The sequence below is a fragment of the Shewanella sp. UCD-FRSSP16_17 genome (assembly GCF_001675935.1).
Lineage (GTDB): Bacteria > Pseudomonadota > Gammaproteobacteria > Enterobacterales > Shewanellaceae > Shewanella > Shewanella japonica.
Genome location: NZ_LZFV01000001.1, coordinates 15,549 through 36,526, shown reverse-complemented (window position 1 = coordinate 36,526; position 20,978 = coordinate 15,549). Strand labels below are relative to the sequence as shown.

The 20,978-nt window shown below is 38.9% G+C and carries 19 protein-coding genes; 14 read left to right on the top strand and 5 right to left on the bottom strand.

What is annotated here, in order from left to right; genetic code table 11:
• Window positions 1-37 precede the first annotated feature (37 nt).
• Entirely contained in the window at window positions 38-1,057 is a 1,020-nt protein-coding gene (nagZ, locus tag A9267_RS00180) for a beta-N-acetylhexosaminidase (protein WP_065107799.1), read from the bottom strand.
• 413 nt (window positions 1,058-1,470) lie between these two features.
• On the opposite strand from nagZ, the gene A9267_RS00175 reads away from it, so the two are divergent.
• From A9267_RS00175 to A9267_RS00115, 13 genes are all read left to right on the top strand, one after another.
• Window positions 1,471-2,847, top strand: a complete 1,377-nt coding sequence (locus A9267_RS00175; RefSeq protein ID WP_065107798.1) for an L-serine ammonia-lyase — start codon at window positions 1,471-1,473, stop codon at window positions 2,845-2,847.
• Between the two features lie 473 nt (window positions 2,848-3,320).
• Entirely contained in the window at window positions 3,321-3,593 is a 273-nt protein-coding gene (locus A9267_RS00170; RefSeq protein WP_065107797.1) for a hypothetical protein, read from the top strand.
• 313 nt (window positions 3,594-3,906) lie between these two features.
• Complete coding sequence (locus A9267_RS00165; RefSeq protein WP_065107796.1) at window positions 3,907-4,296, top strand: hypothetical protein; 390 nt, start codon at window positions 3,907-3,909, stop codon at window positions 4,294-4,296.
• Window positions 4,297-4,346: 50 nt separating this feature from the next.
• A complete protein-coding gene (locus A9267_RS00160; RefSeq protein WP_065107795.1) occupies window positions 4,347-5,171 on the top strand; it encodes a hypothetical protein in 825 nt (274 codons plus the stop codon).
• A 42-nt stretch (window positions 5,172-5,213) separates the two neighbouring features.
• Window positions 5,214-5,750, top strand: coding sequence for a phosphatase PAP2 family protein (locus tag A9267_RS00155; protein ID WP_065107794.1), 537 nt, complete (start codon window positions 5,214-5,216; stop codon window positions 5,748-5,750).
• Between the two features lie 221 nt (window positions 5,751-5,971).
• Window positions 5,972-6,610 carry a hypothetical protein gene (locus A9267_RS00150; RefSeq protein WP_065107793.1) on the top strand — a complete coding sequence of 213 codons (639 nt, stop codon included), beginning with the start codon at window positions 5,972-5,974 and terminating at the stop codon, window positions 6,608-6,610.
• A gap of 399 nt (window positions 6,611-7,009) precedes the next feature.
• Window positions 7,010-8,326, top strand: coding sequence for a serine hydrolase domain-containing protein (locus tag A9267_RS00145; RefSeq protein WP_065107792.1), 1,317 nt, complete (start codon window positions 7,010-7,012; stop codon window positions 8,324-8,326).
• A 196-nt stretch (window positions 8,327-8,522) separates the two neighbouring features.
• On the top strand, window positions 8,523-9,317 hold the full coding sequence (locus A9267_RS00140; RefSeq protein ID WP_065107791.1) for a hypothetical protein: 795 nt from the start codon (window positions 8,523-8,525) through the stop codon (window positions 9,315-9,317).
• A 275-nt stretch (window positions 9,318-9,592) separates the two neighbouring features.
• Window positions 9,593-10,339 carry an HAD-IIA family hydrolase gene (locus A9267_RS00135; RefSeq protein ID WP_055026288.1) on the top strand — a complete coding sequence of 249 codons (747 nt, stop codon included), beginning with the start codon at window positions 9,593-9,595 and terminating at the stop codon, window positions 10,337-10,339.
• Between the two features lie 299 nt (window positions 10,340-10,638).
• Window positions 10,639-12,312 carry a M28 family metallopeptidase gene (locus A9267_RS00130; RefSeq protein ID WP_065107790.1) on the top strand — a complete coding sequence of 558 codons (1,674 nt, stop codon included), beginning with the start codon at window positions 10,639-10,641 and terminating at the stop codon, window positions 12,310-12,312.
• Window positions 12,313-12,769: 457 nt separating this feature from the next.
• Entirely contained in the window at window positions 12,770-14,434 is a 1,665-nt protein-coding gene (gene asnB, locus A9267_RS00125) for an asparagine synthase B (protein ID WP_055026290.1), read from the top strand.
• Between the two features lie 127 nt (window positions 14,435-14,561).
• Window positions 14,562-14,789 (top strand): hypothetical protein, encoded by a 228-nt coding sequence (locus A9267_RS00120; RefSeq protein ID WP_065107789.1) that lies wholly within the window; start codon window positions 14,562-14,564, stop codon window positions 14,787-14,789.
• A 48-nt stretch (window positions 14,790-14,837) separates the two neighbouring features.
• Window positions 14,838-15,332: a GNAT family N-acetyltransferase gene (locus A9267_RS00115; protein WP_065107788.1), complete on the top strand. Its 495-nt coding sequence runs from the start codon at window positions 14,838-14,840 to the stop codon at window positions 15,330-15,332.
• A 140-nt stretch (window positions 15,333-15,472) separates the two neighbouring features.
• On the opposite strand, the gene A9267_RS00110 is transcribed toward A9267_RS00115, so the two are convergent.
• From A9267_RS00110 to A9267_RS00095, 4 genes are all read right to left on the bottom strand, one after another.
• Complete coding sequence (locus A9267_RS00110) at window positions 15,473-15,706, bottom strand: DUF1289 domain-containing protein (protein ID WP_082972140.1); 234 nt, start codon at window positions 15,704-15,706, stop codon at window positions 15,473-15,475.
• Window positions 15,687-16,037 carry a VOC family protein gene (locus A9267_RS00105; RefSeq protein ID WP_055026293.1) on the bottom strand — a complete coding sequence of 117 codons (351 nt, stop codon included), beginning with the start codon at window positions 16,035-16,037 and terminating at the stop codon, window positions 15,687-15,689. The genes A9267_RS00110 and A9267_RS00105 overlap by 20 nt, the downstream gene beginning before the upstream one ends.
• A gap of 264 nt (window positions 16,038-16,301) precedes the next feature.
• A complete protein-coding gene (locus A9267_RS00100; RefSeq protein WP_082972184.1) occupies window positions 16,302-17,003 on the bottom strand; it encodes a DUF445 domain-containing protein in 702 nt (233 codons plus the stop codon).
• Between the two features lie 92 nt (window positions 17,004-17,095).
• Window positions 17,096-17,527, bottom strand: a complete 432-nt coding sequence (locus tag A9267_RS00095; RefSeq protein ID WP_055026295.1) for a GNAT family N-acetyltransferase — start codon at window positions 17,525-17,527, stop codon at window positions 17,096-17,098.
• 304 nt (window positions 17,528-17,831) lie between these two features.
• Between A9267_RS00095 and A9267_RS00090 the strand changes: the two genes are divergently transcribed.
• The gene (locus A9267_RS00090; protein ID WP_065107786.1) at window positions 17,832-20,942 is read left to right on the top strand and encodes a DUF748 domain-containing protein; all 3,111 of its coding nucleotides are present in this window, start codon (window positions 17,832-17,834) and stop codon (window positions 20,940-20,942) included.
• The last annotated feature ends 36 nt before the right edge of the window (window positions 20,943-20,978 follow it).

Sequence of the window (20,978 nt, the reverse complement as noted above, 5' to 3'; positions counted from 1 at the left end):
AAATCTGTTTATGTCATTCGGTTTTTTATTGGCCAGTTTACGCTTGTGAGTGTGTTATTTGATTGGCAAGTTGCTGGGCTTTTTGCCAACGCTCCTCACAACCTAAGGCGCTCATGACTTGTTCCTTATTTGCTTTAAGCTTGGTCGCATTAACACTTGGTGGTGTTTGCGGCCATTCAAAATTAGCTAAAAGCGTGTTAACACCTTCGGGGTCATTACACACTAAAATCATGTCACAACCCGCTGTTAAAGCCGCTTTAGCCCTACCGAGATAATCTCCCGCAAAAGAAGCCCCTTTCATGCCTAAGTCGTCAGAGAATATCACTCCATCAAATTCAAGCTCTTGTCTTAATACCTTTTGCAGCCAAAAAGAAGAAAAACCAGCAGGATTGGGGTCTAACTGACTATAAACCACATGCGCTGGCATCACCCCATTGAGTAATTTTTTACCCATAAGTTGCTTAAAAGGGACCATATCATGTTCAAATATTTGTGCTTGGCTTCGATTGTCTTCTGCCATAGCAACATGGGTATCCGCTTTAACACTGCCGTGACCAGGAAAATGTTTTCCTACTGCGGCCATCCCTGCTTCATTCATTCCTTCAATAAACGATTCAGCCAGCGCGCTCACTTGACTAGGTTCGGCACTAAAACTGCGTTTACCAATCACATCACTAATGCCGTTTACATCTAGCACTGGAGCAAAACTTAAATCAATGTCACAAGCAAGTAATTCAACTGCCATCAAAAAGCCCAGTTCTTTACTCCAGCTTTGCGCAAGTGTTATGTCTCCAGCGGCTGCGGGTAATATATCCCCCATGGCAGGAATAAGTGAAAAGCCCTCTCTAAACCGTTGTACTCGGCCACCTTCATGATCAACAGCAATCAATAATTCAGGACGTATTTGCCGAACAGATTTAATTAAGTCAATCAATTGTGTTTTATTAGAAAAATTGCGGGTAAATAAAATAATTCCGCCAACTTGTGGATGCGAGAGTAAGCTCGCCTCTTCTTCGCTAACGCTATGGCCAGCTAAATCCATCATTAAATAACTCACGAGAGCTCCTGTTTATATTGGCAGTACAACCTCATAATTGTTCATATTTATGAATAGTCACCCTTGAGTTCCCCCTTGCAATAACCTCAACTAATGTGAAGTAAGTCGCATAAAAAAATCTAATGAACGAACTCGTAAAAAGTATGGGATACTCAGTAAAATAACTATCGTGATTTGAACCTAGATTATGTTTAAGCCATTAATCTAAACATGTTTAGTGGCGACTATTATGCAGAGAAATCTCCTATAGAGAAACAGTTAATAACGAAAACAACCCGCCTATTACTTGTTTTGTTATCTGCATATAGTGACACATTGGCGCAGGCTATTATGCTGGCAAATCTATCTCACACAACACGACGAATATAATAAACGACTATAATAAAAAACGACTGAATTAAAGGTTGATAACAATGATTAGTGTATTTGACATGTTTAAAATCGGTATTGGACCATCAAGCTCCCATACTGTCGGTCCAATGAAGGCTGGTAAGTTATTTATGCAGCACTTAGCTGCACAAAATATACTTGCGCAAACCGATGAATTACGCTCAGAATTATTTGGCTCTTTAGGCCAAACGGGTAAAGGTCATGGTACAGGTAAAGCGGTCATTCTTGGATTAATGGGCGAAGATCCTGATACCGTTGATACTGACACCATCGACGCTATTTTAGAGCAAGTATCAGCCAATCAAACCCTAACGATTGCAGATGGACGAACAGTCAAATTTACCCGTGATCACGGGATTACTTATCATCGTCGTAAAAGTTTACCTGCTCACGCCAACGCAATGACGCTATATGCATATAGCGAAGGCAGTTGTATCTATGAACGTACTTATTATTCTGTCGGTGGCGGTTTTATTCTAGATGAAGATGAAATCACCCAAACAAATGCCTCACCTGCAACACCCATAAAATCAGCCCCTTATGATTTTGATTCAGCCACGCAACTTCTTGATGTGTGTTGTGAAAATGGTTTAAGTATTTCGTCATTAATGATGGCCAATGAACTGAGTATTGCTTCTGAAGAAGAGGTAAAACAGGGCTTATGGGACATTTGGCAAACGATGAAAAACTGCATCGAACGTGGTTATCAAAAAGAAGGCATGCTACCTGGTGGCCTTAAACTTCGTCGACGTGCACCAGCTTTATATCGCCGCTTACAAGCCGAAGGCCGTAATAATATGGATCCATTAACAGCAATGGATTGGGTCGATTTATTTGCGTTATCAGTCAATGAACAAAACGCTGCAGGCGATCGCGTCGTCACCGCTCCGACTAATGGCGCAGCTGGCATCATTCCAGCAGTGCTTTGCTACTATCACACCTTTGTGCAAGAAGTGGACATTGATGTATGTTGCCGCTACTTATTGACTGCCGCTGCTATCGGTATTTTGTATAAGAAAAATGCTTCTATTTCTGGTGCTGAAGTGGGTTGTCAAGGCGAAGTGGGCGTCGCTTGTTCAATGGCAGCTGCAGCACTAACAGAAATTATGGGCGGCACTGTAGAGCATGTAGAGAATGCGGCAGAAATCGGTATGGAGCATAATCTTGGATTAACATGCGATCCTGTTGGCGGATTAGTCCAAGTACCGTGTATTGAACGTAATGCAATGGGCGCAGTAAAGGCAATTAACGCCTCTCGTATGGCATTGCGTGGCGACGGTAACCATAAGGTCACACTTGATAAAGTGATAAAAACAATGATGGACACCGGTAAAGATATGCGTAGTAAGTACAAAGAAACGGCCAAAGGTGGCTTAGCAGTCAATATCGTTGAGTGTTAACCATAATTTAACCCTAACCAATCATGCATGAATCAATGACATCTTCCAAAGAGGCTTTTTAGCCTCTTTGTTTGTTTTAATCGGTAACGTATCTACAAGCATCATTAAAGCACTATCAAGACAGCTAACCTACAAAACTATAGTAGCGATCAGATTTCAGTGTTATCCAATACTCAAAGCACTACACTCTTGGTAAAGGTTATCAATCGCATAGTCATAACTCGCACTTCGATAACTCGCTATTTTAGGAATTTAATACTGAGTTAACCATTACTAAATGTCTTTTTAATTACTAGTAACGCCAAGTCACCTTAATATTGTCTCATTGGTAATGAAGTAACTAATGTGTATAGAGTTCAAGCCGCAATTTATACACACCTCCCATATTTCAACCATAAGGCTTAATAAAAGCAAACGACAAAACAAAAAATCCTTAAACGATTACCTTTCTATGGAATTTACAGGAACATTTAATGAAAATAAGAACAGAAGCTGTGCTCACTGAAGAAGATGTCATTCGCTACGGCCATGTTCATTTTATCTACAAGCTTACCGTTACATTTAAACCGACTCATGTAGAAATAAGTGGCTCGCAAGAAACGATTAAACGGTTCTTAATCAAGCATTGGTTTGCTGATGATTTTACTGCTTACAATGACTTTATGGTTGAATACTTAGCACACCTAAAAGACAATAAACCGCTGATGTTAAACAAAAGATTGAAATCCGCCTCAAATGCGGACTAATTAATATGCCTGTTTTTCTAACTAAGGAACTACTTCAACCTAAAACTTATACAAACAGCGTAAATAGTTACAAGCAATAACCTCCCTCAAAAACACTCACTCAATCTAGGCTACTTCGGTAGCTTTTTTTATGTCTGCAATTTAGTAACTACAGCGTAAATACATCACTAATGCTCACTATAAACGCCAGTAAAGCTTAGTGAACCTTCGTTTAATAACATACCCACATCGAGTCACCACCTACTGGTAGAAAAAATCAATCCAAGTGGAAAACTCCTTATCAATACCGACTTTAACTTACTAAGGAAACATCATGAAAAAATTAATAGCGACTATCGCATTCACCTTAACCCTAACAGTAGCGCCAACAATTCAAGCTGATGTACTGGCTCCTATTTCTAGTACATATGGTCACGTTAAAACTTCATTGAATTTTGATATGACGCATACCGAAAATTTTAAGGCTTCAAATGGTCTTGAAATCAAAATCCACGCTTCAAAAAGCGACGACAACCGAGTGTTGGTGATGGATTCAAGCTGGTCTCCTTTTGCTTACCTTACCAGTGGTATTACTGAAACAAACGCTAAAGAAGCTGCAATGGAATATGCAAACACAAAAAGCATCGATGTTCAGCTAAGTAACCCTGAGGAGTACTACCACAACGGCTCTTACGGCTACGCATTCAACGTCGAAGCTAAATAACATTAAACAACTCATGGGCCAAGCCCTCACTAACTCGAGAGAGAAATACAATGAAAACATCTGTAATCGCTTTATCAATCGCCTCTTTATTTGCTGGTTCTGCAATAGCTTCAACAACAGTTGATGTATATTCAGAACATGCTGACTCAAAGAACCACGTTCAAAGCCTTAAATTAGGTCATCAATTTGATTTTGGAACTGGATTGTCGATTGAAGCAAAAACTGATAAATCATTTGAACTTGGTCTTGAGCATCAGTTCTTTATCACTGACGGTTTCTACCTCACTCCAAGCGCTAAATATCTGTTCAACAAATCAGACAACTTCCATGCAGAACGTGATGGAACATTCACTATTGATGATGTAATTCCAGGTGGTAATGGGACACGTGAAGTCACTGGTTATCAAACTTTCGATACTATGGGTGAAGGCTCAGATGTAGCAATGTTTGGACTTGAAGCTGGTTATAGCTTTGATTTCGGCTTATTTGCAAGTGCTCGCTACCGCATGGAATATGCACAAGAAAACACAGGTTTCAAAGTTCAAATCGTTGAAACAATGGATGGTGGCTCAAATGTAGTTGACCAGTTTGAATTGTCATCTCAAAGCAAAATTGCTCGAACTGATTTAACAGTTGGTTATAACTTTGAATTGGTTTCACTAAAAGCAACTGCTATTCACGAAAGTGAAAAGAACAAAGATTTGGCAAACCTTTACAAAGGCATCGGTGCTAAATCTTCTGATTGGTCCTCTGAAGTTCGAGCAACATTCAATGGCTTCGATATTGTTAAGCCATATGTTCAATACACAGGTAAAAAGCTATATAGCGGCCTTAATGACGAAGCTATTCGTGTAGGTATTACCGCAACATTCTAAGTTCTCTCTTGCCAAGGACGGCAAATCCTTCTTGAGGTAATGATGAAAAAACTACTATTAGCTTTACCACTTTTATTTTCTGTTAACGCAAATGCAGAAAGCATCCATAGTGATTTACGCACTTATGGTGATGTTGCTCAAGTTGCTATTCCACTAACAGGCTTTTTCGTTGCCTGGATGAAAGATGATACTGAAGGAATGTGGCAATTAGGTAAAACGGTTGTTTATACACAAGCAATCACTGAAGCAACTAAATATGTTACTGATGTTACTCGCCCTTGTGGTGGTAAACGTAGTTTTCCAAGTGGTCATACATCGGCCGCCTTCAGTGGCGCTGCTTTTTTGGATCACAGATATGGATTTAAATACGGCTTACCCGCATACATTGCAGCGACTGGAGTAGCCTATTCAAGAGTCAAAGCGAATAAACACTGGAACACTGACGTCATTGCTGGTGCGTGTTTAGCCTATACAGTGAGTTATTTTGTGACAAGTCGATATCGAGACCCTAACTTGACCATTGCACCGGTGTTAATGGGCAAAGATGCCCAGGGCATAAAAATCAGTTATACCTTTTAATGTCTTTAACACCTATCACTGAAGTCAGATATCTTACATCCCAAAAAGTAATGACTTTTATTACACATTACCTGTTAACGTAGAGGAAATTTAGCTCCTGTACTGTTTTAAGTAGATTGTTTTTATTAAAGAATGCGTATTTATCGCCAAGCCTGTATTACTCAGGTAATATCAATTTACAGCAATCCTTTAATTAACCAACTTTTATATGAGCTAATAATATGGATGATTCAGCTAAATTAGAGTTTGCAAGCCTAATAACAGATCAAACGAAACTACTAGAGTTAATTGCACAAGTCCCTCATCAAGCCCTAAAACAATATCCAGCTTTACAAAAACACCTCGTCATCCAGTCAGAACGTAATAAAGAATTACAACGAGCAATTAAAAATGGTGATTTCACCGAACAAGAGTGGAACTTGTCTTTATACCGTTTGCTAGACAACTTAGGGTATGAGATGGTTCAGACCATTGATACGACGATTTTGTCTAATCGTGTTATTCACTTGGTGGGCGCTGATATCCATTCAATAGAAACCTTGTCCATCCAAGACATTGGCTCAGAAGTACTTTCAGAAATTTTGATTAAGATGGCAAACAGTGTCATTGATACAACTAAGGTTAAGGTCATCAAATACCCTTGGTTAGCTGAGAAAGGTAGAATTGATTTCGGGTTTTACGCACAGCTAGATAAAGTTTATGCTGCATGGGTTGATGGCTTTACTTCACATTACAAACTCAATATGTGGTGCGAAAGTAATATTGGGACTAGAGCACCGCAATCGTGCATAAAGTTTTTCAAAGAACATGGTAATCCATCCGAGATCAAAGAATGGCTAGAGTGGAAATCAACCCGATAAATTAACACTCAAACAAAACCCTATTCATCTATAAACTTATCCTAAAGTGGCGACGTATTAAGTCGCCTTTTTCTTGTTCAGTAGAATGAAACGTTATACAGCGCAATAAAACTTGAATGTCGAACCAAATATCAAAATACCAATTCAATTTATTGGTGAGCGTTAGCTGACGTTTAAAACATTTAAGCTTTTATCACTTCCTTTCATTTATTACTTCATTTCACTACTCACTTCATTTTAATAATCACTATAGCTAACAGTGATGCTTAGTAACAAGCAAATTGGCAATATGAACCCAAGACGAAATATTGACTACCAACATCATCCTTTGAAGCAAGTTTCAGAAAACTTAACTAAGTTTGATGACATTGCCAAAGACGGTTTACTACTGAGGTTACTATGACAAAAACACTTATGGCTTTACCAATGCTTGTGGCTCTGAATGTTAATGCGGCAGAATTTCAAAGCCGTGACGAAGCATTTGTTGATAATGCCGCTCACCATGCGATTACGATTGAGAATTGGGATCAAGGTGAAAATGCAGCATCTACTTTCACTAATGCATATAAGTTTACTCACTCTTATAAATTGAACACTCAGGGCAACCATGAAGATTTAGGTACGGGTCAGATGAACTTCGACAACATATTTGTRGATGATGTTGATGGACAAATTAGCCTCAATACATTTTTACGTGATCGCGTTAAAAATCACTCAATGGTAGTGCTTAAAAATGGTCAACTAGCACACGAACACTACTGGAACAATATGAATGAAAATACGACCCACCTTGATATGTCAGTTACAAAGTCATTCACTTCGATGGCGGCTCAAATTGCTGTTGCGAATGGTCAATTGAATATGTCAAAACGGGTTATCGAATATCTACCTGAACTAAAAGGCACAGCTTGGGAAACTGCAACAGTTCAAGAAGTTTCAGATATGAGAACTTCAGTCGTCATCAATACACCGCCTCACTTTTCATGGGACCCAAGAATGACAACGGCGCAAAGTTATAATTCTCTTGAAGGTGTAAAAACTTATCCAAATGGCATTAATGATTACTTTCAGTTAGTAACTAAATTTAAAGGTTCTATGGGTGAAAAATACACTTACCAGTGTGTCAACACAGAAGTCCTCGGTAAAGTTGTTGAGGTAGCGACTGGTGAAAACCTTGCCAGTAACTTAGAAAGACTGTGGCAAAAAGTAGGTGCTAAAAACGATGTTTATTTGATGGCTGGACATGCTGGTGATGCAATGGCTTCAGGCGGTATGAATGCATCAACAAAAGATTTAGCACGAATTGGCAAGATGATTATCAATGATGGTAAAAACTATAATGGTGAACAAGTTTTACCTAAAGCATTTATTGATAGTTTAATGAGTGGTAATGATGAAGTTCGTGCAGCTTGGAAGTTAAGCAAAGAAAGTGCGTTGGCTGACGGATGGTATAAAGATCAGTTCCGAGTTCTTAATATCGGCGAACACAAAATCTTAGCGATGGTAGGTATTCATGGACAAGTTCTCGCAATGGATTTTGATACTGATACTGTGATTGCAATGAATGGTGGCTATCCAATCTCAGAAACACCAAGAATGGCGATTTCAATTTTCTACAAAACAATTCCAGCCATCATCGAAGCATTAACTGAGCAACCTATTGGTGCTTATTTAGATGAAAACGGTGACGTCGTTATTGTTGGTGAAAGCAATTAATTTATCCTCAAACTAAAGGCTACCAACTTGGTAGCCTTTTTTATCTCTAGATTTCACTAAACATTCCTCAAAAGCCTAGTAAACCCCATCGTACTACTATAACCACAACGTATAAAACCCCTTGTAAGCCATATCGGCGCTCTAGGCGCACCTTACGATAAACATTTAATTTACAATAAAATTTAGAGAGAATACCATGAAAAATACATTGATTACCTTATCAATCGCTTCCCTGTTTACTGGGTGTATTGCAGCCACAGAGCTGCCCACTAAAGAAAAGGTTTCACCCAGTGATTTAACTCAAGTTAATTCGTTTGTGAGTGGATCATTGAACAATAACAAAGAAATAACTTTAATGGGTGGGGTTGCGGGTCAATATTCTGCTGGAAATGGCTTCTTGAGCTTAGTTGAACACAAATCAGCGACCACCCATGAGAATAATCGTTTAGCTCAAGATACCCGAGTTCGATATTTTCAAGTGTTCGATGCTAACTTCATGTCCACTGAGCAAATTGGTTACAGCGTTGATTACATGAAGTCTTGGAAAATGGACACAGAAGCAATTGGATCAGACACTCTAGCATTGGGGGTAATTAGCAAATATTCACTAACCGACTCATTATCAGTATACCCTAACGTTGCTTATGTCATCGGTAAAGCTAAGGGGAGCACTGGTCAACAAAGTGATGTTAAAGGATTCCAGACTAACTTATTTGCAAGTTATGCCATCAACGATTCAAGCTATATACTGCTGCAACCTCAATTTCAGCAGGTTAAATTATCGTCAAATACACAAAGTACATCAGCTGACGTTAACACTTTTAAGATAAAAACGGGCTTTGGCACTTCTATGGATGAAATTGGAAAATGGTGGCTGGAAGTTTCCCATACTTACACTGAAAATAATGCTGAAATAAAATATGTTGACCAAATAATAACTGGCATAAATAATGATCATTTATTTGATGTCACAGTTTCATACTATTTCTGAACCCGAGTTCTAATTATTATGCCAAGGATGGTAAATGTTAACGACCTTTGAAGCGAACAAAATAAGTATAAATACTCTCTTTAGGAGTTACATAAGTTATCACCCATTTTTAGCGGCAATCAGCCTGTAAAGAGACAAATCAACACCAAATAGCCAGCAATTATAATACCGTAAAATTAATTACCCTGTTTTTGGTTAAATCACGAGCATATTGATTGTTTTTTACATAAAAATGCCTTTATATGATGAAAGCATTCATCAATAAAGAGTAATCAATGAAAAATATTATCTGCGATATCGATGGCGTTTTACTGCACGACAATAAACTGATCCCCGGAAGTGATAAATTTATCCACAGAGTGCTCGAGCAAGGCAATCCACTGGTTATTCTTACCAACTACCCTGTTCAAACAGGAAAAGATTTACAAAACCGCCTTGGCGCTGCTGGCATTAATGTTCCTGAAAGTAGCTTTTACACTTCTGCAATGGCAACGGCGGACTTTTTAAAACACCAAAAAGGCAGTAAAGCATACGTTATTGGTGAAGGCGCCCTGACTCACGAGCTTTACAACGCTGGCTTTACGATTACTGATATTAACCCTGACTTTGTGATTGTTGGTGAGACTCGCTCATTTAACTGGGACATGATCCACAAAGCGTCCCGTTTTATCGCTGATGGTGCTCGCTTTATTGCTACAAACCCCGACACTCATGGTCCAGCATACAGCCCTGCTTGTGGCGCTTTATGCTCACCGATTGAACGGATTACCGGTAAAAAGCCATTTTATGTAGGCAAACCAAGCTCATGGATTATACGTTCGGCGTTAAACCACATCAAAGGTCACTCAGAAAATACCGTCATTATTGGCGACAACATGCGCACCGATATATTGGCAGGTTTTCAAGCGGGTCTTGAAACGATTCTAGTCACCAGTGGTGTCAGCCAAATGGCAGATATCGACAAAGAACCGTTTAGACCTAATCATGTGTTTAAATGTGCTGGCGATATTGACGTCGTTTAATTTCCGACAAAAACGCCATTTATCTACTCAAATCATCCACTCAGCTAAAATTAGCCTCTTAGGTATCAAGATCTCTGAGGCTAACTAGCATAATCCCATATTTACATCAGCAAAAAAGTTATTTAACAGTTTAAATAACTGAATATTTCTCTGATTAACATTAGGTAACATAATTTCAAGCCTTCTCTATTGAATGCAATATAGGCTTGATTCATTATGCCTGCATAGTAAAACCGCATTTCTACTACATTGAGCGGTTTTAACTCGGATTAAGACTAAAAATAACAATAGGACAACCTATGAAGCAATTGCTGCCATTTTGTGCGTTAGCACTCATCACGGCTTGTAGCCCACAAAATGCCCCTACTGCTCCGAGCCAAACGGAAAAAAACACCTCAGCGGTATCTACAGATACAAAAGTAACGTTTGATGAATCTCGTTTTAGAAACGATATCAAGACCTTATCATCAGATGAGTTTGAAGGCCGCGCCCCGACAACAAAAGGAGAAAAACTCACCCTTGATTACCTATCTGCAGCATTTACTGAAATGGGTTTAACAGGCGCTTATCAAGGCAGCTTTTTACAACCGGTTCCTATGGTGAGTTATACCGCAAGTGAAGACCAAGCTATCAGCTTGGCGGGCATTGATATGCATTATCGCCAAGATATTGTACTGGGAAGCCGTCACGATAAAGGTGGGGTTAACATTAAAGATGCGCCTTTGGTGTTTGTTGGCTACGGAGTTAATGCGCCAGAGTATCAATGGAATGATTATGAAAACCTTGATATGAAAGGCAAGATAGCGGTCATTTTGGTTAACGATCCAGGTTTTGCTCACCCAGAGTCAGATAAATTCAACGGCAAAGCAATGACGTATTACGGCCGCTGGAGTTATAAGTTTGAAGAAGCCAGCCGTCAAGGTGCATTAGGTGCAATCATTATCCATGATACGGCTCCTGCATCTTATCCTTGGTCTGTTGTTGAAAACAGCTGGACTGGTGCACAACAAGATCTTGTCTTAAATCAAGCAGAGCAAGATAAACGCGTTGCTGTTGAAGGTTGGATGACAATGGAAAGCGCTAATGCCTTGTTCAAAAAAGCAGGATTTGAATTGGAACCATTAATGGCACGTGCTGCAGATAGCGCGATTCATCTTGAGTTAAATCAAACCGCAGATATTCAATTTACCAGCAAGGCTGAATACGCAGACAGCTATAATGTGGTTGCAACTCTTGAGGGGACTGAAGCAAGTGATGAACACATTCTATTTACTGCTCACTGGGATCACATTGGTATAGACCCAAGCAAAGATGGCGATAACATCTATAACGGTGCATTAGATAATGCCTCGGGAACAGCTGGGATAATGGAAATAGCACGTCAATTTGCTGCACAAGCCAAAAATGGCCAAGGCGTGAAACGTTCATTAACTTTTATAGCAACAACAGGTGAAGAACAAGGGCTGTTGGGATCGCGTTACTATGCTGCAAATCCAATCTACCCGATTGATAAAACCGTTGCTGTATTCAACCTTGATAGCACTAATGTTTATGGCAAGACGCAAGATTACACCATTGTTGGCAAAGGCCAGTCAGAACTTGAGCGCTATTTAATTGATGTAGCAAATAAACAAAACCGTCACGCTACTCGCGAACGTAACCCTGCATCAGGCGGGTTTTTCCGCTCAGATCATTTCAGCTTTGCAAAATTAGGGGTACCAGCGGTATTTGCTGGTGGCGGTAGTATTCCGCTAGATGACGAGACTGCAGAGTATAAAAAAGCGATGCAACAAAAAATGAAAGGATGCTATCACAGTGTTTGCGATCATTATCATGAAGACTGGGACCTTTCTGGCGCTTTACAAGATTTAGCCGTGTATTTTGAATCAGCGAAATCTTTAGCCAATAACGATGATTGGCCAGGCTATTATCAAGGTTCGGAATTTAATTCGCTTAGACCAGCAAAGGACTAACCTTGCTAATTTTGCAGGAATTAATAACGTATTGAGCTAATCGTACATTGAGTTAATCCTGCAATGAGTTAATAGCATTGGCCTTTAACAATATAAGTCGTTTTAACTGTATCTTTAATCAATATCCCTTGAGTTTGTATACCTCAAGGGATTTTTTGTATAAAACTACCTCAAGATCTCCCTATTAAAATACCTGAAAAATTTAATCACTTTCGATTCCACAATCTTAAAATTCTTGGGCTATCTACCCAGTCAAAATAAATATTCATCAATGGTAGCAACAAAAAAATAGATAAACCTCAAAAACAAGGCCAACAAAAACAGATTTAACCAACTGAAAACCCAATAACATTGACGATTATTCAAAAAATACAGTTGAACCTTGAGAAAAATACTGTCAAAGTAATTTCCAGATAAAGATTATTAAGTGTAGATATAGCGATTCTGGAGCCAAATTATGTGTTCAATTTTTTCAATATTAGATATTCAATCAGACGCAAAAGAATTGCGTCAAGTGGCTTTAGAAATGTCTAAGCTACTGCGCCACCGTGGACCCGACTGGTCAGGTGTTTATGCTGACGATAAAGCAATTTTGGCACATGAACGTTTGGCGATTGTTGACGTAGACCACGGCGCACAACCGCTAATTAGTGAAGATGACAACATTGTACTGGCAGTAAATGGTGAGATTTATAACCATAAACAGCTAAAAGAAGAGCTAGGCGAAAAATACCGTTATAAAACAAACTCAGACTGTGAAGTGATTTTAGCTTTATATCAAGAATACGGCGTCGATTTTTTAGATAAACTAAACGGCATTTTTGCGTTTGTGCTCTACGATAAAGCACAAGATGCATTTCTAGTTGGCCGTGATCATATGGGCATTATCCCGCTTTATTCTGGTCGTGACAGTCTAGGTAACTATTACATCGCATCAGAAATGAAAGCGTTAATGCCGGTATGTAAAACAGTAGAAGAGTTTACACCAGGCCATTACCACTATTCTAAAGACGCAGGATTAACCCAATACTACCAACGTGATTGGCAAGATTTTGAAGCAGTAAAAGACAATGCCGCGAGTAAAGAAGAATTGCGAGATGCTTTAGAAGCTGCGGTTAAACGTCAATTAATGTCAGATGTACCTTATGGCGTATTGTTATCAGGCGGGTTAGATTCATCAGTTATTTCGGCAATTACACAAACCTTTGCTAAACGTCGTATTGAAAATGACAGCGAAACTGATGCATGGTGGCCACAGCTACATTCATTTGCTGTTGGTTTAGAAGGCGCACCAGATTTAATCGCAGCTCAAAAAGTGGCCGATGCAATTGGCACAATTCACCACGAAATCCATTTCACCTTCCAAGAAGGGTTAGATGCGATTAAAGAAGTTATTTATCACCTTGAAACCTATGACGTTACGACTATTCGTGCAGCGACACCAATGTACTTAATGGCCCGTAAAATTAAAGCGATGGGCATTAAAATGGTGCTTTCAGGCGAAGGCGCTGATGAATTATTTGGCGGTTACTTATATTTCCATAAAGCACCTAATGCACAAGCATTCCACGAAGAGTTAGTACGTAAACTCGATAAATTACACCTATTTGATTGTTTACGAGCAAACAAAGCCATGGCGGCCTGGGGACTAGAAGCACGTGTTCCATTTTTAGACAAAGAGTTTATGGATGTCGCTATGCGTATCAATCCTGAGGCTAAAATGTCAAAAGAAGGTCGTATTGAGAAAAACATTTTACGTGAAGCATTCGAACATGCATTGCCACATGAAGTCGTTTGGCGTCAAAAAGAGCAATTCAGTGATGGTGTTGGTTACTCTTGGATTGATGGCCTTAAAGACATCGCTGCAGAGCAAGTGGATGATTTACAATTAGCCAACGCTAAATTTAGATTCCCGTACAATACGCCAGAATCAAAAGAAGCCTATTACTATCGTTGCTTCTTTGAAGAGTTCTTCCCATTAGAGTCAGCAGCAGAAACAGTACCGGGCGGGAAAACGGTCGCTTGCTCTACACCTGAAGCATTACTTTGGGATGAGAGTTTACAAGGCATTAATGACCCTTCAGGTCGTGCTGTTAAAAACGTCCATGACAGTGCTTATTAGTTGTTATAAATAACCTATTAATAAAAAGCCATCGACTGTCGATGGCTTTTTTATGTTTGTTTTTATGCTATATTTTCAATGCTAGTTTAACAGTTACTTATAAACTCAATATTTAAAGGATTAAATAATGTCAATTAATGCCGCTTTTATTGGACAATTACTCATGGTGCTTTGGGTGCCATTTACCATTTTTATTACATGGAGCAGTTATAAATTAGGGAGTAAAAAAACCTCTTCACCTAAGTTAGCCACAGCGATTGGCTTCTTACTCGCATTCTTTCCACCTTTAGCACTAATTTATATTGCAGTTTTGGTCATGATTAAAGATAATTCGCCTTTAGAACCAGTAAGTTGATGTCTGCAATCTTATAATCACTGCTCCAGCTATTTTTAAAGGTTTTCCATGTCTGATGTGACAATTTTTCATTTAGAAATGACCCATGCAAGTCAATTAAACGCAAAATCAGATGCTAAAGGTTTAATTGTCACTAAAGCCAAGCTTCCCCAGTTTGAATTCAATCGGTTTCTATATCAGTTTGTTGGGGAAGCGTGGGAGTGGACCGACAAACTGGGCTGGTCAGAGCAACAATGGAAAAGCTATAGCGAAGATCCTCACTTACATTTGTACGTTGCTTACTTTGAAGGTTCACCTGCAGGCTATTTTGAGCTGCAACAACAATCCAACGGCCAAGTTGAAATAATGTACTTTGGACTAGGAGTAAGGTTTATCGGTAAGGGAATGGGCGGCTACTTACTTAGTGAGGCTATAAAGCAAGCTTGGGCACTACCAAATACTAAGCGAGTATGGGTACATACGTGCTCTTTAGACCATCCTAGCGCCTTAAAAAATTATCAGGCTCGCGGGTTCAGCTTATTTAAAACAGAGACTGAGCAATAACAATATTTTGAAATAATGAGATAGAGCAATCACTCCGTCGTCTCAACTGCTACTTAGTTTGCCCTCACATATGTTTGTAATGGATCGGTGGGTTTATCAATTAACCACTTCAGAAGGTAATCATTCGCCTAGAAGACAATTCATTTAGGCGACGCTAATCGTTGAGATAGTGCCTGTATAAGCTCTCTTTTTTGGTTGTCGGTCATTTTATGCCACCCCAATATTTCATCTAACCTTCGGTGACAACCCAAACACACATCTTGCTCATCTAAACAGCAATTGCCAATACAAGGTGAATTAACGATCGTATTTTGTTGATTTTCAGCAATGTTATTAGTCTTTAAGTTGGCCATTTTACTCTGACCAAACGGCATATTCGTTGCCATTATTATCACTAAAATGAAACCTTTTCCCACCAGGAAAGCTAAATACAGCTTTAGTAATCAATCCACCAGCAGCCAAAATTTTACGTTCACTGGTTTCAAGGCATTGACTATAAAGCACGATTAACGGACAACCTTTTTCAAGGTTAAAGTGAGTTGATGACAAATAGAAACCACCATCAATGCCAACGTCCAAAAAGCAGCTGTATTCAGGGCCATAATCTTTAAAGTGCCAACCAAAAGCGTCAGAAAAAAACGTTTTTGTTTTAGTAAGGTCGTTAACCGGTATTTCTAAGTAATTGACTTTATGATGATTTGACATAAGCATTCCCTTAGTTATTGGCGAAATGGTCATCCAGCCCAAATTAAGCGATAAGATGTCGAAAAAGTTGATTCTGATTATCCAAAATAGTGGATTTATCAACGGATGTCGAATAACTCAACTAAACTTACTGTCCGGATTGATGAAAATAATGGAATAAAAAGCCACCTTAATAAAGGTGGCTGAGGTAATATTTGAAGCATTTAAATAGCGCCAAATACACACTTAACAGAGGCTGTTAGCGTGTTAAATAACGAATTGTTATTAGGCCTGAAGCACTGCTGCAATTGCCCCGATGACACCGCCAAAAACACCGCCCCACACCACTAGCCAGCCCAAATGTTTACGTATCATTTCTTGAACAATATCTTTAACCATTGTTGGAGTTAACTCATCCAAACGTTGATCGACAATGTTAGATACTTTAGCTTGCAGATCAGCCATCACGTTGGGCTGTTCAAGTTCATTAACTAAAATCTGATTGAACTCTTCACTCTGTGTTAGTTCAGTTAACGACGCTTTCATCTTTTCAATAAAAGGCTCTTTTAAAGGTATTAGGGCTTCAGTACCACCGAACATCGACAGCATTCCGCCAAATGAAGAGTTTTCTACCGTATTAACTAACGCATCAAATGACGGTTCAAGATCAACTTTGTCGATCACTGGCGTTAAATCAATGGCTGATGCACTGTTCTCTGTTAAAAGGCGGTCAATATTTTCTTGAGTAAAAAATTGCGACATCATTAAATGCTTAATGCCTGCTTTAAACTCCTCAAACCGTGAAGGGATCACACCAGAACCATACAAACCAGGGACTTTTTCAAAAAGCATATGCACAGCTAACCAATTTGTTATCGCACCAGATAACGCAAATAACCCTATAGTGAACACTATAGGTAAAGCGGCAACATAACCTACCAATACAAATAATGCAGCAATGATGTTAGTGACTAAACTCTTATTCAACCTAAAACCCTCAGACATAAAAAAACCTTTGGCATTTTATCAATTTCCAAAGGCTAGATGCTAGTTTACAAGCTAATTAAATCAACGCTCACTTACATATCGGAATGGTATAAGTACATCCCTTCCGTCTCGGTCATGTTAGTTAAGTTTTTCTCGAGTTCGTTATCGAGCACTTTAGTTCGTTTAACCAAAATAACCTCAGTACCATCAGCTAATAACTTGGCCTTAGCAATGAGTTTAGCGGCAATGCCTTCGCCACGTCTGGCTGAATCAACATAAACATCGTCAAAGTACCAAACAGGTTTTAGCAATAAAGAAGAATAAGACGGGTAAAGTTGGATGAAGCCAAGGCAATGCTCTTGTTCCCAAGCCAAAAATATCATCGAATCATTTTCTTGTAGACGAGTTCTCACAAAATTTCGACAATTTTTTGGTTCAGATTTAAACCCCATACTTTGACGGTATTCATCAAATAAATTGACCAATACATCGGTATCAAACTCTGAAGCCAGGCGGATTTGCATTGTTTCGTCCTTGAAAATGTTGTTGCTGTTCACTTGCCATCCTTTATCGCTACTGAATGATACAGCTCAATTGCGAAATAAGTCAGATGAGAGTTCATTCTACTGTTATAGCAGAACAGTCAGCTCAATTTTAAAATAAAAATCTCATTAATACATTAGCTTAAATTGAAATACTACTTTTGTCCATTTAAAAACAAAAGTGAATCTTTTTTGTAAAAATATTTAAACAAGCAAGTAACTGAACGATAAATTAGATAAAATGTCAAAATATTCACTGTCTAAAACCAAAAGAAGCAGTCGTACTATGATGTCGTTGTTGACTAAAATGAAGCTCGCCTATTCAAATCGCCCTCGTTACCAAAAGGCCGCGATAACAATTTCATTTATTTACTTATTATTCATTTTGACTTTAGGCTTACTGGTTCCGTTTATAGCCTCAAAACAGCTTCCAAAAATTCTTGAGGAACAACTTGGCAGACAAGTAAGCCTTGAAGATATTAAAATCAACCCATTTACTTTTGAAGCCAGCTTACATGGTTTTTCTATCGCGGAGAAAGACAGCACAACTGACTTCATTTCTATCGAAACGCTATCGGTTGATTTTCTCTTTTGGCAGTCGTTATTTAATCTTAACGTTACCTTAGATTATCTCACTATTGAAGGAAGCCAGTGGGCAGTCACTCGCCTAAATACCCCTTCAAATCAATTTAACTTTTCCGATATTCTTGATACTTTAGCGGCTAATAACAACAGTTCGGAACCAACAGAAAGTGACAATCAAGCAACGCCGATAGCACTTCACCTTAACCAATTTGAGTTAAACAAAGCGCGTGTTAACTTTGACGATAAGGTAACACAATCAAGCCTTACCTACCCTAATATCACAATTAACGGTCAATTGATTAAAACCGATGCCTTACTGGCTAATTCAGTCGATGCAAATAAAATTAGCCTGTCTATCACTGATGATAAAAAAGGCGTTTTAGCGTTAAACACTCAATTTCAATTGTCGCCTATATTAGCCAATGGTCAGGTTACATTGACTCAAATTACTTTGCCGCAATATTGGTCATTCATTGACAGTATGTTTGATGTGTCATTAACGTCAGCAAACTTGAATGTTTCARCTGATTTTGCCATTTCTGAACCTGTGGTCTCTCAACTTGAGACAAATGTCGACTCATCAGAATTACCCGTTAATATTGAGCTCACTAATACTGATATTGCACTTGATAATATCGTCACAAAAGATACTGAACGTAATGTCGCAACCATAAGTTTATTAGCATTAGAAGGTCTTAGTGCTTCTTCTAAAGACAAACTCATCGATATCCCATTATTAACAACCAACAATGCTGACTTTTGGTTAACGGTTGCGCCTAAACGAATAAACTTAGTTGAGTTGTTCACTCCTAAACAGCAGCAAGCAGTTAATACACAAAGTAAAGATAACGCACCGGATAACCAAGCTACGGCCAATAATCTCAAGAGCCATGACAATAACAACAGCGCGCAACAATGGCTGGTCACGCTGCATCAATTCAAACTTAATGATTACCAGTTTGAACTCACAGAAAGTGTGGCAAACAAAACAAGTAATTTCTGGAAGATATCCAATATCAATTTATCAACAGGTGTTATCAAATCAGATTTATCTGTGCCGATTGACTATCAACTTGATTTATCGATTAACGATCAAAGCCAGTTCGCCTCACAAGGCCAGCTCGATGCAAACTTGATGAGCATTGAAGCTGATATTGATTACCAGAATATGGATCTTACCAAGCTACAACCTTACATTGCTCCTTTTATGAATATCACCTTAGAGGATGGATTATTTAATACAAAGGGCCACGTCAGTGCCAACAATCAGCAAAAGCTCATTTTTAAAGGGCAAGCATCGGTATTAGATTTAAAAATAAAAGATAACGTATTAAAGCAGCCCTTACTCAACTGGGATGCAATGAAGATAAACCAGCTTACATTCGATAATTTAGCAAGATCATTATTAATCGATGAAATCCAATTTAACCAGTTATTTAGTCGCTTAGTCATTGCTGAAGACAGAAGTACTAATATTGCAGACTTAATCGTACAGCCAGCCAGTAAGGGGGTTGAAGATATTGACCAATCAGACAATGCGTCAAAAGAAGCGCCTATTGATGTCGAACTCAGTTCAACAGGCTCAACTGAGCCAGCTTTCGCTATTAGCATTAACCGTATCGGATTAAAAGAGAGCTCTGCTTTCTTTGCGGATAACTCACTTACACCTAATTTTGCTTCGGGTATAGAGCAGCTAACAGGCGAAATCACCCAAATTTCAACCAATCCACAAACAAGAGCATCAGTGAATCTTGAAGGTAAAATTGATAAGTATGCGCCTGTCACTTTAAAAGGGGATATTAACCCGTTACTCGCTAACCCGTATCTTGATCTTAATCTTGCTTTTAACAAAGTAGAATTAACCTCAATCAATCCTTATTCAGGAACCTATGCTGGATACTATATTGATAAAGGCCAACTCTCACTGGCTCTTAACTACAAGCTTGAAAACAATCAATTAGTGGGTAGCAATCATTTAGTTGTTGATCAGTTACAGCTAGGTAAGCCAAGTAATAGTTCACTCGCGACCTCACTGCCAATCACCCTTGCTATTGCTTTATTACAAGACAGGCACGGGGTGATTGATTTAGGTGTCAATGTAGATGGCGACTTGGATTCTCCAAGCTTTAGTTTTGGCAGCATCATCATGACAGCCATTACCAATGTGATAACTAAAGCGATTACTGCGCCATTTTCGTTACTTGCTGGCCTTGTTGATAGTGATGAAAAAATGGATAAAGTGAGTTTTGAATATGGTCAGGCCATCATTGATACCAATCAACAATCGACGCTTAGTAAACTAGCAAGTGCACTGAATGACCGCCCATTATTGATGTTAAACATTAAAGGCAGCGTAGATTTAGTTAACGACCAACATGCGCTTCAGCAACAACAACTGCACAGCAAGCTAGCTGCACTCGCCAAGCTCGATATAAGTGAACTACCAGCCAATTTATCTGCGAGTCAATTTCCAACTCAAGGTGAGTTAGTGACAGCATTAATGAACCTATATCAAAATGAAACTCAACAAGATCCACAACTCGTCAAACAACAAATACAAGCTGAAGCACCAGAAATTACAGCAGAAGAACTAGCAACAAGATGGCATATCGCACTGTATAACTTAACACTGAATCAACAAAACGTTACTGAAACAGCACTGGGTCAACTTGCCCAGCAACGTGCTAAAGCGGTTAAAACCTATTTGGTTGAGCAAGCACTGATTGACCCAAGTAGAGTGTTCATTCTTGAAAGCCGGGTACATATGGAAGAATCAGAAGCACAGGCAATACTGACTTTAGATGCTAATTAACATTGCCGAACACCTAATCCTAGTAATGCAATTGAG